Origin of the sequence: Agrobacterium sp. 22117, assembly GCF_052045735.1 — a bacterium.
GTDB classification, from domain to species: Bacteria; Pseudomonadota; Alphaproteobacteria; order Rhizobiales; family Rhizobiaceae; genus Agrobacterium; species Agrobacterium cavarae.
This window is the reverse complement of the sequence record NZ_JBQEPP010000003.1, coordinates 61,302-74,348: the sequence shown is the minus strand read 5'-3', so window position 1 is coordinate 74,348 and position 13,047 is coordinate 61,302. Positions and strand designations below refer to the sequence as shown.

14 protein-coding genes are annotated in these 13,047 nt (G+C 58.9%); 7 read left to right on the top strand and 7 right to left on the bottom strand.

The features are described from left to right. Positions 1 to 4: 4 nt before the first annotated feature. Positions 5 to 949 carry an ACP S-malonyltransferase gene (gene fabD / locus ACTJKV_RS08805; RefSeq protein WP_113225465.1) on the bottom strand — a complete coding sequence of 315 codons (945 nt, stop codon included), beginning with the start codon at positions 947 to 949 and terminating at the stop codon, positions 5 to 7. Between the two features lie 226 nt (positions 950 to 1,175). Here fabD and ACTJKV_RS08800 point away from each other — a divergent pair, with 226 nt between their 5' ends. The 5 genes from ACTJKV_RS08800 (at position 1,176) to rplI (ending at position 4,964) form a co-directional block, all read left to right on the top strand. After that, complete coding sequence (locus ACTJKV_RS08800; protein ID WP_274103758.1) at positions 1,176 to 2,219, top strand: aldo/keto reductase; 1,044 nt, start codon at positions 1,176 to 1,178, stop codon at positions 2,217 to 2,219. A gap of 288 nt (positions 2,220 to 2,507) precedes the next feature. Further along, positions 2,508 to 2,945, top strand: a complete 438-nt coding sequence (gene rpsF / locus ACTJKV_RS08795; protein ID WP_062425625.1) for a 30S ribosomal protein S6 — start codon at positions 2,508 to 2,510, stop codon at positions 2,943 to 2,945. 12 nt (positions 2,946 to 2,957) lie between these two features. Further along, a complete protein-coding gene (rpsR, locus tag ACTJKV_RS08790; protein ID WP_003502063.1) occupies positions 2,958 to 3,206 on the top strand; it encodes a 30S ribosomal protein S18 in 249 nt (82 codons plus the stop codon). A 189-nt stretch (positions 3,207 to 3,395) separates the two neighbouring features. Next, a complete protein-coding gene (locus ACTJKV_RS08785; protein ID WP_274103761.1) occupies positions 3,396 to 4,373 on the top strand; it encodes a DUF2232 domain-containing protein in 978 nt (325 codons plus the stop codon). A 15-nt stretch (positions 4,374 to 4,388) separates the two neighbouring features. Further along, entirely contained in the window at positions 4,389 to 4,964 is a 576-nt protein-coding gene (rplI, locus tag ACTJKV_RS08780; protein ID WP_440598611.1) for a 50S ribosomal protein L9, read from the top strand. Between the two features lie 76 nt (positions 4,965 to 5,040). On the opposite strand, the gene ACTJKV_RS08775 is transcribed toward rplI, so the two are convergent. Continuing rightward, positions 5,041 to 5,964, bottom strand: coding sequence for a DMT family transporter (locus tag ACTJKV_RS08775; RefSeq protein ID WP_274103762.1), 924 nt, complete (start codon positions 5,962 to 5,964; stop codon positions 5,041 to 5,043). Between the two features lie 121 nt (positions 5,965 to 6,085). Between ACTJKV_RS08775 and ACTJKV_RS08770 the strand changes: the two genes are divergently transcribed. Further along, positions 6,086 to 6,796, top strand: coding sequence for an ArsR/SmtB family transcription factor (locus tag ACTJKV_RS08770; protein ID WP_274103763.1), 711 nt, complete (start codon positions 6,086 to 6,088; stop codon positions 6,794 to 6,796). An 84-nt stretch (positions 6,797 to 6,880) separates the two neighbouring features. Here ACTJKV_RS08770 and ACTJKV_RS08765 read toward each other — a convergent pair whose 3' ends face one another. From ACTJKV_RS08765 to ACTJKV_RS08755, 3 genes are all read right to left on the bottom strand, one after another. Next, positions 6,881 to 7,948 carry an HlyD family secretion protein gene (locus tag ACTJKV_RS08765; protein WP_112359598.1) on the bottom strand — a complete coding sequence of 356 codons (1,068 nt, stop codon included), beginning with the start codon at positions 7,946 to 7,948 and terminating at the stop codon, positions 6,881 to 6,883. 18 nt (positions 7,949 to 7,966) lie between these two features. Then, a complete protein-coding gene (locus tag ACTJKV_RS08760) occupies positions 7,967 to 9,523 on the bottom strand; it encodes an MFS transporter (RefSeq protein ID WP_113179790.1) in 1,557 nt (518 codons plus the stop codon). A gap of 146 nt (positions 9,524 to 9,669) precedes the next feature. Beyond that, positions 9,670 to 10,125, bottom strand: a complete 456-nt coding sequence (locus ACTJKV_RS08755; protein ID WP_113179443.1) for a MarR family winged helix-turn-helix transcriptional regulator — start codon at positions 10,123 to 10,125, stop codon at positions 9,670 to 9,672. Positions 10,126 to 10,445: 320 nt separating this feature from the next. On the opposite strand from ACTJKV_RS08755, the gene ACTJKV_RS08750 reads away from it, so the two are divergent. Then, positions 10,446 to 11,942: a replicative DNA helicase gene (locus ACTJKV_RS08750; protein ID WP_062425631.1), complete on the top strand. Its 1,497-nt coding sequence runs from the start codon at positions 10,446 to 10,448 to the stop codon at positions 11,940 to 11,942. 67 nt (positions 11,943 to 12,009) lie between these two features. Here ACTJKV_RS08750 and ACTJKV_RS08745 read toward each other — a convergent pair whose 3' ends face one another. Together ACTJKV_RS08745 and ACTJKV_RS08740 are read right to left on the bottom strand one after the other, a co-directional pair. Further along, entirely contained in the window at positions 12,010 to 12,312 is a 303-nt protein-coding gene (locus ACTJKV_RS08745; RefSeq protein WP_113179442.1) for an AzlD family protein, read from the bottom strand. Then, positions 12,309 to 13,019, bottom strand: coding sequence for an AzlC family ABC transporter permease (locus tag ACTJKV_RS08740; RefSeq protein WP_274103764.1), 711 nt, complete (start codon positions 13,017 to 13,019; stop codon positions 12,309 to 12,311). The genes ACTJKV_RS08745 and ACTJKV_RS08740 overlap by 4 nt, the downstream gene beginning before the upstream one ends. Positions 13,020 to 13,047: the final 28 nt, after the last annotated feature.

Genomic DNA, 13,047 nt, shown 5'->3' with positions numbered 1-13,047 from the left:
GAACTCAGCCGAGAAGCGTCTGAAGTGCGGCTTCGATATCCGCAGGGGAATTGACGGCAACGCCGTTGACGGTCTTGTCGATGCGGCGAGCGAGACCCGTCAGAACCTTGCCGGAGCCGATCTCGTAAAGTGTCGTCACGTCATTGGCGGCAAACCACTCGACCGTTTCGCGCCAGCGAACCTGGCCTGTCACCTGCTCGACCAGCAGGGCGGCAATCTCCTCGGCATCCGACACGGGTGCTGCGCGCACATTGGCGACAACCGGAACGACCGGATTGTTCTTCTTGACAGAAGCCAGCGCCTCGCGCATCGCCTCTGCAGCAGGTGCCATCAGCGCCGAGTGGAAGGGTGCGGAGACCGGCAGCATGATGGCGCGCTTGGCGCCCTTCTCTGAAGCAAGAGCTGCTGCCTTTTCCACCGGTGCCTTAGCGCCGGAAATGACCAACTGGCCGCCGCCATTGTCATTGGCAATCTGGCAGACGCCCCCGGCAGCCGCTTCGGCGCAAATGGCCTCTACATCGCCATGCTCGAGGCCGATGATCGCCGCCATGGCGCCCTGGCCTACGGGAACGGCAGCCTGCATGGCATTGCCACGGATGCGCAAAAGACGGGCGGTATCGGCCAGCGAGAAGGTACCGGCTGCACAAAGCGCCGAATATTCGCCAAGCGAATGACCCGCAACGTAGGATACTTTTTCAGCGAGCTTCAGGCCACGCGCTTCCAAGACGCGCATCACGGCGACAGAAACCGCCATCAGGGCCGGCTGTGCATTGGCGGTCAGCGTCAGCGTCTCTTCCGGACCATTCCACATGATGTCGGACAGTTTCTGTCCCAGTGCTTCATCGACTTCCTCGAAAACGGCGCGGGCTTCTGCAAAATTCTCCGCCAGATCCTTGCCCATGCCGACAGCCTGGCTGCCCTGACCGGGAAATGTGAATGCGATAGCCATGGAATGCGGTCCTTCTTTTTGGGCCTGTTCTCGGGCCTTCCCTTCCATTGTGGGGCTTTCCATTCACATTCCGGCCCGCAAAGTCAAGGCTTTGCGCCGCTTGCGACGCCTTTGCCATCTGTTTCGCCGCCCTCTTCCACAGAGATTGAGACGGAATGTTTTTTCTTGCGCTGCGGCAATTCCGCATTACTTTCTGCCCACCTTCCAAGCAAAACGAGACATTTCCATGAAACAGAACACGTTGGGACGCACGGGCATTTCCGTGTCGGAAATCTGCCTTGGCACGATGACATGGGGCACGCAGAACACCGAGGCCGAGGCCCATGAGCAGATGGACTACGCACTCGAGAACGGCGTCAATTTCTTCGACACAGCCGAGCTCTACCCGACGACGCCGGTCTCTGCCGAAACGCAAGGGCGCACGGAAGACTATATCGGGACATGGTTCGAGAAGACCGGCAAGCGCAGCGACGTGGTTCTTGCCACCAAGGTTGCCGGCTCCGGCCGCGATTACATTCGCGGTGGGCGCGATATCGATGCCGCAGCCATTCGCGAAGCAGTCGATACCAGCCTCAATCGCCTGAAGACCGATTACATCGACCTCTACCAGATCCACTGGCCGAACCGCGGTACCTATCATTTCCGCGGGGCCTGGAGCTTCGACGCGTCCAAGCAGAATAAGGAAAAGACGCTCGAAGAGTTCAACGAAAAGCTCGAAACACTGGGCGAGCTGGTAAAGGCCGGAAAGATCCGCGCCATCGGCCTTTCCAATGAAAGCGCCTGGGGCACGCAGAAATATATCGATATCGCCGAAGCAAAGGGGCTCCCACGCGTTGCCTCCATTCAAAACGAGTACAATCTACTCTATCGCAGCTTCGACCTCGATCTGGCCGAAGTGGCCCACCACGAAGATGTCGGCCTGCTTGCCTATTCGCCGCTTGCAGGTGGCATCCTGACCGGCAAGTATCAGAACGGCGCGCGCCCGGAAGGATCGCGCGGGTCGATCAATCACGACATCGGCGGACGGCTTCAGCCTCTGCAGGAAGCGCCGGTGAAGGCCTATCTGGAACTGGCCTATGAGGCTGGTATCGATCCGGCCCAGCTCGCGATTGCCTTTTGTCTTACGCGCCCCTTCATGGCGTCGGTCATTATCGGTGCAACAACGATGGAGCAGTTGAAGACGGATATTACCGCGGCCGATGTCACGCTCTCCGACGAGGTGCTGAAGGGCATAGCCGATATCCATCGTCAGTATCCGATGGCAATCTGATCGAGGCCCTTAAACCAGGCTTTTTCGGGCAGCGCGCTTGCATTCGCAGCAAAATTCAGTATAAGCGCGCTGTTCACAACACCCGGTCTTATGGCTGGTGGCTGAACGGAGGGCTGGTTTCGATCTCGAAACAGCAGGAACCATAAGGTTTTTCCGGCCTCCCGTGTCTCCGCTCTCGACCGTCTCGAACAACGCTTTTCTTGCCTCCGGTTTTCCGATCAAGAGCAGTCGTTGAGGCTTAGCGCCATTGCCGGGTGATGAATGAAACGCAAGAAAGGCAAAGCTTAAATGGCTCTTTACGAACACATCTTCCTTGCCCGGCAGGATATCACTGCCCAGCAGGTCGACGCACTTGTCGAACAGTACAAGGGCGTTATCGAATCGTTCGGCGGCAAAGTCGGACGCATCGAGAACTGGGGTCTGAAGTCCCTCACCTACCGCATCAAGAAGAACCGCAAGGCTCACTACGCTCTGATGGACATCGACGCTCCGGCGGCTGCTATCCACGAAATCGAGCGCCAGATGCGCATCAACGAAGACGTTCTTCGTTACATGACCATCGCTGTGGAAGCTCACGAAGAAGGCCCGTCTGCCATGTTGCAGAAGCGCGACCGTGACGACCGCCCGCGCCGCGACGGCGACCGTCCTGACCGTGGCGACCGTGGTCCCCGTGATGGCGCACCGCGCGAAGACCGTCCGCGCCGTCCGCGCGAAGACCGTGCATAAGGAGAAACAATAATGGCTGACGCATCCTCTTCCCAGGCACGCCGCCCCTTCCACCGCCGTCGCAAGACGTGCCCCTTCTCCGGCGCAAACGCTCCGAAGATCGACTACAAGGACGTTCGTCTGCTGCAGCGCTACATTTCCGAGCGCGGCAAGATCGTTCCTTCGCGCATCACCGCCGTTTCCCAGAAGAAGCAGCGCGAACTCGCTCAGGCGATCAAGCGTGCACGCTTCCTCGGCCTGCTGCCTTACGTCGTAGCGTAATTCAAGTTTCGAGGTCGCGGTTTCACGCGACCTCGTTCTCCCTCTCGAAGCAGCCGACTCTCGGTCAGCTTCTTCAAGAGCGCCAATTCCTTCCGCGTTGGGCGCGGATCGAATGACAGCAAACCCCATGTTGGGGACGACGTTCAAACGAACGGTCCTCTAACTGCTAAGACAAGCAGGACAGCGACGTTGAGACAATTGAACCAGACAGTGCTGATCGCCGGCATTCTTGCCGGCATATGCGCCGCGTTTCTAACGCTTGGCGCAACGGCACAGTCGTCGATGTCCTTCCTGCTCTATGCAGCTTCCGCCATGCCGGTTCTCGTTGCCGGTCTCGGCTGGGGCAATGCCGCGGCCATCGTTGCCGTTCTCTCCGCAGGCTTCCTCGGCGCCCTTGCCGTCTCCCCGCTTTTTGCCGTGACGATCGCGATCTTTACGCTGATCCCGGCTGGCTGGCTGTCTCACCTCGCAAACCTCGCACGGCCTGCCGCCGAGATCGGCGGCCCGGAAGACCTGATGGCCTGGTACCCGCTGTCCGGCATCGTTCTGCATCTGTGCGGCCTGATCACGGTCTCGGTCATCATTCTCGGCACGATGATCGGCTATGGTCACGAACTCGTTTCGCAGATGGTCGACCTGATGATGGCGTCGGTCCAGGCAAGCGAATCGACCTTCAAGCCAGATCCGGCAGCCCTTTCGCAAACAAAGTCGCTTCTGGTTCTGATGCTGCCGATGATCCAGGGCGGCCTCTGGGTTATGCTTTTGTTTGCGGCCTATTATTTCGCAAGCCGCATGGTGCGCTCCTTCGGTAAGGGTCTTCGCCCACGCGAAGATATCGCAGCCGCACTTCGCATGCATCGCAACGCGATCTTCATTTTCCTTGGAGGCATCGTCCTGACCTTCTTTGGCGGTGTTCCCGCCATGGTCGGTGCGGTTCTCTGCGGTACATTCGGCGCGGGATTCATCATGGCGGGTTACGCCTCGCTGCATCACCGTTCCAAGGGCAAGGACTGGCGGCTGCCGGTTCTTATCCTCGCATACCTTTCAGCGATCTTCATGTTTCCGCTGTTCCTCATCCTCCTCCTAGGTCTCAGCGACGTGCGCAGCACGATCTCTCTGACACCTGCGCGGAGCTCCGATAAATCGAACGAAACCAACTCCAAATAAGAAAGGATCAAGAAGATGGAAGTCATTCTTCTCGAGCGTATCGCAAAGCTTGGCCAGATGGGCGAAACCGTAAAGGTTCGCGACGGCTACGCACGTAATTTCCTGCTGCCGCAGGGCAAGGCACTGCGCGCCAACGCTGCCAACAAGACCCGTTTTGAAACCGAGCGCGCAACGCTCGAAGCCCGTAACCTTGAGCGCAAGTCCGAAGCCCAGAAGGTTGCCGACGCACTCGAAGGCAAGAGCTTCATCGTTGTTCGTTCCGCTGGCGAAACCGGTCAGCTCTACGGTTCCGTTGCTGCCCGTGACGTCGTTGAAATCCTCGGCGCTGAAGGCTTCAGCGTTGGCCGTAACCAGGTCGAACTCAACACGCCGATCAAGACCATCGGTCTGCACAACGTCACGCTTCACCTGCACTCGGAAGTCGAGCTTCAGGTTGAACTGAACGTTGCCCGTTCGGCTGAAGAAGCTGAGCGTCAGGCCAAGGGTGAAAACCTCACCTCCGCTGACGCCATCTACGGCGTTGACGAAGATGCGCTTCGTCCGGAAGACTTCTTCGATCCAGAAGCTGACCGCGACGGCGACGACGACTAATATCTTGAGGCCTTTTGGCTCAAAGACAAAACCCCGGATGGCGACATCCGGGGTTTTTGTTTGGGCGTTGCGAAAACTATTCGCCTATGGCTTTCGCCGCTGTCCTTACTCTAGTCGGCATCCGTGACGGCAGCGTCATGGCAATGACGCCAGCCAGAATGCACACAAGCCCGATCATCGTGCTCACCTGCAGTTGCTCACCAAGGAAAACCACGCCGATCGCCACGCCTACGGGCACGCGCACATAGGCCTGCGCCGTCGTTCCGAGAGATCCAAGCGTGCGGACGAGGCGGAAGTAGATGGTGAAAGCGAGCGCGGTGGAAAATATCGAGAGCCCGATCAGGGCCGCAATCGAGCGCGTTGAGGGTGCAAGCTCCCACGGGCGGTCCACCACCAGGCTGACAGGAATGAGAATGATCGCCCCGCAGATCAGCGAGGCTGCAGCAGGGATCATCGAATCGATGCCCTTGAAATTCTTCCCAAAGATTGCCGCGCCTGCATAAAAGGCGGTGGCAAGAATGACCGCCATTTGCGCCAGCACCACATCGCCCAGACCATTCAGTGCCTGAACGCCGATCATGACCACTGTCCCAACGAGACCGATCATGACGCCGAAGAGCTTCCGGCCATTCACCACCTCATGCCGGGTGATGATCGCCGTCAGCAGAAAGGTGAAGACCGGTGTCAGCGAGTTGAGAATGACGGCAAGCCCGGCATCGATGTAATGCTCGGCCCAGGCGATCAGCGTGAATGGAAGGACGCTGTTCAGCACGGCCTGGATGGCAAACATCTTCCACAGCGCTGGATCCTTCGGTAGCCGCAAGCCTCGCCAGAGAATGATGACGGTGAGGATGCTGCCGGCTATCGCGGTGCGAGCCGCAATCAGCGTCAGCGGCGGGATCGTCTCGATGCCGATCTTGATGAAAGTGTAGGAGCTGCCCCACAGGCACCCCAGCAATACAAGCAGGGCAAGTTCGGGCAGCAGCTTTTTGTCGGTCATTCTGTCAGTCTCTCTGTCGAAGCGATCCCTCTTTATAGAGTTGCGCTAGGATGGGAAGCTTCGGTATCGGCCGAACAATGGCCCGCTGACGAAGGCATACTCGGATGATAGTATTTCTCCCATGACCGGTATCGCCTCCCCCAACACCATTGCCGCCATCGCCAACCTGATTGGCGATACCACGCGCGCAAACATGCTCTGCGCGCTTATGGGTGGGCAAGCGCTGACAGCAGGTGAGTTGTCCCGGGGTGCGGGTGTAACGCCGCAGACGGGCAGCGAACATCTGGCGAAAATGGTGGACGCCAATCTGCTGACGACGGTGAAACAGGGCCGCCATCGCTACTACCGGCTTGCTTCTGCGCAGGTTGCCCATGGTATCGATGCGCTGATGTCGATTGCCGCAGCCGGGCCGAAACGGCATCATCCCGTCGGGCCGAAGGAAAAGGACATGCGGCTTGCCCGCAGTTGCTACGACCACATCGCAGGCCGGCTTGCGGTGGCGATGGCCGACAGTCTCAGCGGCAGGGGACACATTCTGCTTTCCGACGAAGGTGCACTGGTGACGGAACAGGGCAAGGCCTTCCTGGTGGATTTCGGCATCGATCTCAACGATGGCACCCGGTCGAAGCGACCGCTTTGCCGCACGTGCCTGGACTGGAGCGAGAGACGGCACCACATTGCGGGACGCGTCGGTACTGCGCTTTTTCAGCGCACGCTGGATCTTGGCTGGGTGACGCGCCGGACCGATAGCCGCGCGTTGAGGATCACGCCTGCTGGCGACAAAGGATTTCGAGACATCTTCTGTCTGCCCGCTGAGTGGCGGGAAGGCTGAGCGGACGCGACCAGATAAACAAGATAAAGCCCTCCAACTCTCGATTTGAGCTGAAAGGCTTGAACGTGAAAGGCTTGCCTAAGACTACTTGGCCGCCGTTTGTTCAGCCACCGGCGGCTTGCTCGTATCGACGCGCACCACCACGGACAGTCCGGGAGACAGTTCCGTCGCGGCCGGCTGATCCGGATCGATCGACACGCGTACGCCGATTCTCTGCGCGATCTTGACGAAATTGCCCGTGGCATTGTCCGGCTTGATTACCGCAAATTCTGAACCCGCGGCGGGCGAGAAACGCTCGACCCTGCCCTTCAATTTGCGATGATGCAGCGCATCGACAGAAATCGAGACAGGCTGCCCGACTTCCATACCCGCAAGCTGGGTTTCCTTGAAGTTGGCAACGACCCAGACCTCGTGCGGCACGACCGCCATCAATTGGCTGCCAGCGGCGACATATTGGCCCACACGCGCGCCAACCTCGCCCAGTTCGCCATCGCGCGGCGCCTTGATCTCCGTATTTTGCAGATCGATCCGGGCGAGTTCGACTGCGGCTTGCGCATTGGCGACGGCGGCCTGAAGCGAGCTGCGGTTGACGATGATGGTCTGTAAATCCTGACGCGCGACTTCGAGTGCTGCCTTGGCCTGCGACAGCCCGGCACGGGACTTTTCGAGATTGGCTTGCGCTTCTTCCTGAAGACTTGAAGTGCCGACACCGCTGCGGATCAGGTTGTCCTGACGGTCGGCAGCAAGCTGCGCCTGTTTCAAGGACGCTTCGGCACTATCCACCGCGGCCTGGCTGGACGCGATATTGGCGCGGGCAGCGTTTTCCTGCTGGCGGGAATTATCCGAGGCTGCCGTCTGGCCGGCGAGTGTGGCTTCGGCCTGGGCCAGTCTTTGGCGGAAGATGCGGTCATCGATCTTGACCAGCAGGTCACCCTGCTTGACCTCCTGATAATCCTTGACCGGCACATCCACGACGTAGCCGCTGACCTGTGGGCTCATCGTGGTGACATAACCGCGTACATAGGCATTGTCGGTCATTTCGACATGGCTGGAAAAGGGTGGCAGGCGCCAGGCATAGAGAACCAGCGCGACCCCGGCGATGCCGCCGAGAAGAACGATAAGAGTAACGGGTGTGAAAATCTTTTTTAGCATTTTGGGGTCTCTGAAGGATCAGGATTGGGAAACGGCGGCGGCGCTCTCGCCGCCCGTCATCAATGGTTTGATGCGCAGCCACGCCAGGTGAAGGAGCAGCATCACGAGAGCGGCGGCGGCGCAGACGGCGATCAGCAGGAATGTGTCGTTGTAAGCCAGGATATAGGCCTCTCTCGACACCTGCTGGGCAAGAAGGGTCACGCCTTCCGCTCGCAGAAGCGTCGGATCGGTGAGCACATGGCTGTAGGCACCGGAGAGCTGGCTGATGCGCTGCGCGACCTGCGGATTTTGCAGAAGGATGCTTTCCACCAGGATGTTGGAGTGGAATTTTTCCCTCAGCGTCACGAAGGAGCCCAGTAGCCCTGTCGTCAGCATCGATCCGGTAATCTGGGTGAACAGGAAGATGGTGATGAAATTGACGAGATAGGGCGGGCCTTTCGCCAATGCGGCACCAAAGCCCTTCGCCATCACCGGCGGCAGGAACATGGCAGCGCCAAAGGCGATCATCGCCTGGCTCAGATACATTTGTTCGGGACGCGTCAGGTTCGTCGATGTGCTGTCCATGAAGGCGCCAACCGCTATACAGGACAGCGCGATAACGTGCGCAGTCTCGACATATTTCGTCAGCATCAGCAAAGCACAGGTCGCGCCGCCAAGGACGGTTGCCAGAATGATAAGACCGTAAAGGCCCGTGGTCTGGTCATTGAGGATGCCGAGTTGCTGATAGAGGCTGACAGCTGTGGAGGACTGTTCCGACGAGACGGCGCGATAGACCAGCAGGACTGCGATAAGATGCAGATTGGTGCGCGAGAAGATCCAGCGCAGATCGAGCATCGGGTTCTTGCGTGGCAATTCGATCATTGTCATCACGGTCAACAGGGTGATCGAGGTTGCCAGCAGAACGCCGAGCCACCAGGTCTCGAACCACCAGTAAAAACGGCCAAGCGTCAGGAACACGGCAAGGCAACCTAGGCCACCGGCGAAAAGCAGGTAGCTCAAGATATCCAGGCGCTCTATGACCTTGACCCGGGGAGGTGCTGTCAATGGCAGAAGATAGATGATGGGCAGAACCGCGAGCGCTAAACCCACTTCCATGCTGTAGAGCGCGTGCCAGCCGTCAATCTGCAAGAGAGGTGGCGAGACGATACGAGCAAGGGGTGCCGCCAAAAGCGTTCCGGTCAGCGCGATGCTGAGGCCTAGAGTGAGCTTGCGCTGCACGGGGAAGGCTTCGAGAATATAGAGGAAGCCGAGAGATGACAAAGGTGCGGCCGCCATGCCGCTGACGAAGCGCACGACGATGGCGGAGTGCAAATCCGTGACGAAGAGGTTGAGACAGGACGCCAGGACGAAAGCGATGATGCTGATTTCCGCAAAGGGCCGCAGGCCATATTGCTGGCGCACCTTGAACAGCGCAATCGAGAAGGTGGCGTAAGGCGCCATATAAGCGGCCGACAGCCCCGCGACCTCCGCCACCGTGCCGGAAAACTCGCCCTGCAGCTGATACAGATTGGCCATGACGATGTTCATGCCCATGCCTTGGGTGATGAAGAAGGCAAGACCAGCGGCGATATACATAAGCTTTTCGCGAAGCGGCTTTTCCGCAGGCTGCGCTGGCGGCACCGGTGCAGCGTCCTCCGGCGCAGGCGCTGTCGCTGCGGGCGAAGCGGCTTGCTCGCCTGCCTCATCCAAAGGCGCATCGCGCGTGCTCGTTATGGCATTGCTCACGGCGTCACCTCGTTTTCCGAAAGTTTTTGCAGATTGCCCGTCAGGCGTCTTACCACGTTGAGCGCCACGCGAATCTCATCTGTAGAGATATCCAGCGCGATCTCGGCTCGCATGGCTTTTGCCTGCGCATCCACATCTTCGAATGTCTGCAGTCCGGCGGGTGTCATGTGAATTCGTTTCGCCCTCCGGTCGATCTCATCAGAACGCCGTTCGATGAGCTTTTGTTTCTCCATGGCATCCAATAGCCGCACGAGCGTCGGCGTTTCGATTTCCAACTCCTCGGCAAGCTCCTTTTGCGTCAACGAACCCCTTCTCGACAGCGCAAACAATGTTCGCGCACGCGCCAGCGTCAAGCCTTTCTCAGCAACGCGGGCGTCGAAGAACGAGCGGAGCTTGCGATTGAAGGCCGCCATCTCATCGAAAAGCTGTTCTTTCTCGGTAATGCGGGACAACGTAATTAGACCTTATAATTAGGTAGCTACTTATTTTGTTCCTATCTATTTTGATCCTTGCTAAATTTCAAGTGTCTTTGGTGGATTGGAGCCATGCCTTAAAATCATGGCGGAGCATGCCTGATTCGCTCGGTACCTGAGACGTCAGCCGAATCATCCTGTGGATTAATGGGGACAACCCGTTATGTTGGGTCCCCCGCCTCTCTTTAGGTAAGGTGAGTTGTAAGTGTTGCCTTCAGGTCATTGACGGCAACGCCTCCAGGCTTCAAACCGGCAGGCTTGCAGAACAAAAGATAAGGCTAAAGGGAGATCACGAGACCATGAATGACGCCGTGAGAAAGATCACCCCAGCGCCCGCTGCCGAACCGCTTTACCGCGAGGCGCCCAACAACATTGAGGCCGAGCAGGCGCTGCTGGGCGCCATCCTCGTCAACAACGATGCCTATTATCGCGTGTCGGACTTTTTGAAGCCGGTGCATCTTTATGAGCCCCTGCACCGCAAGATTTTTGAAGTCGCGGGCGATATCATCCGCATGGGAAAGACGGCCAACCCGGTCACCATCAAGACCTTCCTTCCGGCAGACGATAAGGTCGGCGACCTGACCGTTGCCCAATATCTTGCACGCCTTGCTGCCGAAGCGGTTTCGATCATCAATGCCGAGGATTACGGCCGGGCGATCTATGACCTGGCGCTTCGCCGCGCGCTGATTCAAATCGGTGAGGATGTCGTCAACATCGCCTATGACGCGCCGCTCGACATGCCGCCGCAGGCGCAAATCGAAGACACCGAGCGCCGCCTTTTCGAACTTGCCGAAACCGGGCGCTATGATGGCGGCTTCCAGTCGTTCAACGATGCGGTGGCGCTCGCGATCGACATGGCCGGCGCTGCCTTCGAGCGCGACGGCAATCTCTCCGGTATTTCCACCGGCATCCATTCGCTCGATGCCCGCATGGGTGGCCTTCAGCGGTCGGACTTGATCGTGCTTGCCGGACGTCCAGGCATGGGCAAGACCTCGCTTGCCACCAACATCGCCTATAACATTGCAGCCGCCTACGAGCAGGAAGTGCAGCCGGACGGCACCTACAAGGCCAAGAATGGCGGCGTCGTCGGCTTCTACTCGCTCGAAATGTCGTCCGAACAGCTCGCAACCCGTATCATTTCGGAGCAGACGGAAGTCTCGTCCTCGAAAATCCGCCGTGGTGACATCACCGAAGCAGACTTTGAAAAGCTCGTCGCCTGCAGCCAGATGATGCAGAAGGTACCGCTTTATATCGACCAGACCGGTGGTATCTCGATTGCGCAGCTTGCCGCGCGCGCGCGCCGCCTGAAGCGTCAGCGCGGCCTTGATGTTCTGGTGGTCGACTACGTTCAGCTGATGACCGGCTCCGGCAAGGGCGGCGAAAACCGCGTGCAGGAAATCACCCAGATTACTACCGGCCTGAAAGCGCTCGGCAAGGAACTCAACGTTCCGATCATCGCGCTCTCACAGCTCTCCCGTGCGGTGGAAAGCCGCGAAGACAAGCGCCCGCAGCTCTCCGACCTTCGTGAATCGGGCTCCATCGAGCAGGACGCCGACGTGGTGCTCTTCGTGTTCCGTGAGGAATACTATGTGAAGAACATGGAGCCGCGCGATCCCGCAGACCCGAAATATGCCGAGTGGGAATCGCTGTTCGACAAGGTCAAGGGCACGGCCGACGTCATCATCGCCAAGCAGCGTCACGGACCGACCGGTACGGTGAAGCTCGCCTTCCAGGCCGAGTTCACCCGCTTTGCGGATCTGGCCGATCCATCCTTCAGCCAGTATGAAGAGCACTAACAGTCCCTCCGCCTCATATTTCAGCAAAGATGAGGCGGAGTCTTTTTAAGGGGATAGCGGCGGCGGTTTAGAAACCGATTCCGCGTAAAACCGCCACGGTTACCACACCCGCAGCTGCGGCAGGTAGAAGCGAAAGGCGCATCGCAGCGAGCGCGGTGACAGCGCAGCCGATGGTTTCGGCAAGGCCGCTCGTCAATGCTGTTGGGGTGACGACGGCCATCAGGACTGCCGGCGGTACGGCGTTGAGCGCGCGTTTGGCTCGATCCGTCATCTGGACATGGCGGATGAGAAGGAGACCGCCGAAGCGTGTTGCGAGTGTCGCGACGGCCATGGCGAGGATGGTCAGCAGCGTGTTGGCATCGATGCTCATTGGGGCATCTCCGTCTCGTCCTTGGCGAAGGCGGCAACGGCCAGTCCTGCAAGAGCACCCGCAGCGATATACCATGCGCCGGGTACGTATCTATGGGTGGCGAAGGCGGCGGTCGCACTCGCCAGAAGAACGAAGCCCGTTTGCCTGCCTTTCCAAAACCCCATCAGAAGCACGATAAAGACCGCAGGGAATGCAAAATCGAGGCCGATGATGGTCGTGTCGCCCATGACCGAACCGAGCAGAGCGCCTGCCAGCGTTGACAAGTTCCAGACGACATAGATCGAGAGAGCAGCAGCAGCGAAAAATGCCGGACGGAGCGTGCTCGTCATGCTGCGAAATTCCGCCAACGCCCAGGATTCATCCGTCAGGACCGGCATGGCAAACCAGCGCTGCCAGGGCTTGAAGCCCTCCATCTTCACGCCGATGGAAGCGCTCATCAATATGTGTCTGAGATTGACGAGGAGTGCCGCAAAACCGAGCGCTCCCCAGCTTGCCGGGTGGGTCCACAAGTCCATTGCGACGAATTGCGAACCGCCGGCGAAAACGAGGAGTGACATCAGGCAGGCTTCCACCGGCGACAGACCTTTGCTGACAGCGATCGCGCCGAAGACAACGCCAATCGGCACCATGGCAACCAGCAGCGGGGACGCGGCTTTGAGGCCGGAGATCAGTTCCTGGCGTCTTTCAGGTTTGGCTTTGCTCACCATGTCATTCTCCTTCTTCAGGAGATGCATC

Coding starts and splice junctions, on each gene's coding strand:
- fabD (WP_113225465.1), bottom strand. CDS start 949: ATGGCTATCGCATTCACATTTCCCGGTCAGGGCAGCCAGGCTGTCGGC.
- ACTJKV_RS08800 (WP_274103758.1), top strand. CDS start 1,176: ATGAAACAGAACACGTTGGGACGCACGGGCATTTCCGTGTCGGAAATC.
- rpsF (WP_062425625.1), top strand. CDS start 2,508: ATGGCTCTTTACGAACACATCTTCCTTGCCCGGCAGGATATCACTGCC.
- rpsR (WP_003502063.1), top strand. CDS start 2,958: ATGGCTGACGCATCCTCTTCCCAGGCACGCCGCCCCTTCCACCGCCGT.
- rplI (WP_440598611.1), top strand. CDS start 4,389: ATGGAAGTCATTCTTCTCGAGCGTATCGCAAAGCTTGGCCAGATGGGC.
- ACTJKV_RS08775 (WP_274103762.1), bottom strand. CDS start 5,964: ATGACCGACAAAAAGCTGCTGCCCGAACTTGCCCTGCTTGTATTGCTG.
- ACTJKV_RS08770 (WP_274103763.1), top strand. CDS start 6,086: ATGACCGGTATCGCCTCCCCCAACACCATTGCCGCCATCGCCAACCTG.
- ACTJKV_RS08765 (WP_112359598.1), bottom strand. CDS start 7,948: ATGCTAAAAAAGATTTTCACACCCGTTACTCTTATCGTTCTTCTCGGC.
- ACTJKV_RS08760 (WP_113179790.1), bottom strand. CDS start 9,523: ATGTATATCGCCGCTGGTCTTGCCTTCTTCATCACCCAAGGCATGGGC.
- ACTJKV_RS08750 (WP_062425631.1), top strand. CDS start 10,446: ATGAATGACGCCGTGAGAAAGATCACCCCAGCGCCCGCTGCCGAACCG.
- ACTJKV_RS08745 (WP_113179442.1), bottom strand. CDS start 12,312: ATGAGCATCGATGCCAACACGCTGCTGACCATCCTCGCCATGGCCGTC.
- ACTJKV_RS08740 (WP_274103764.1), bottom strand. CDS start 13,019: ATGGTGAGCAAAGCCAAACCTGAAAGACGCCAGGAACTGATCTCCGGC.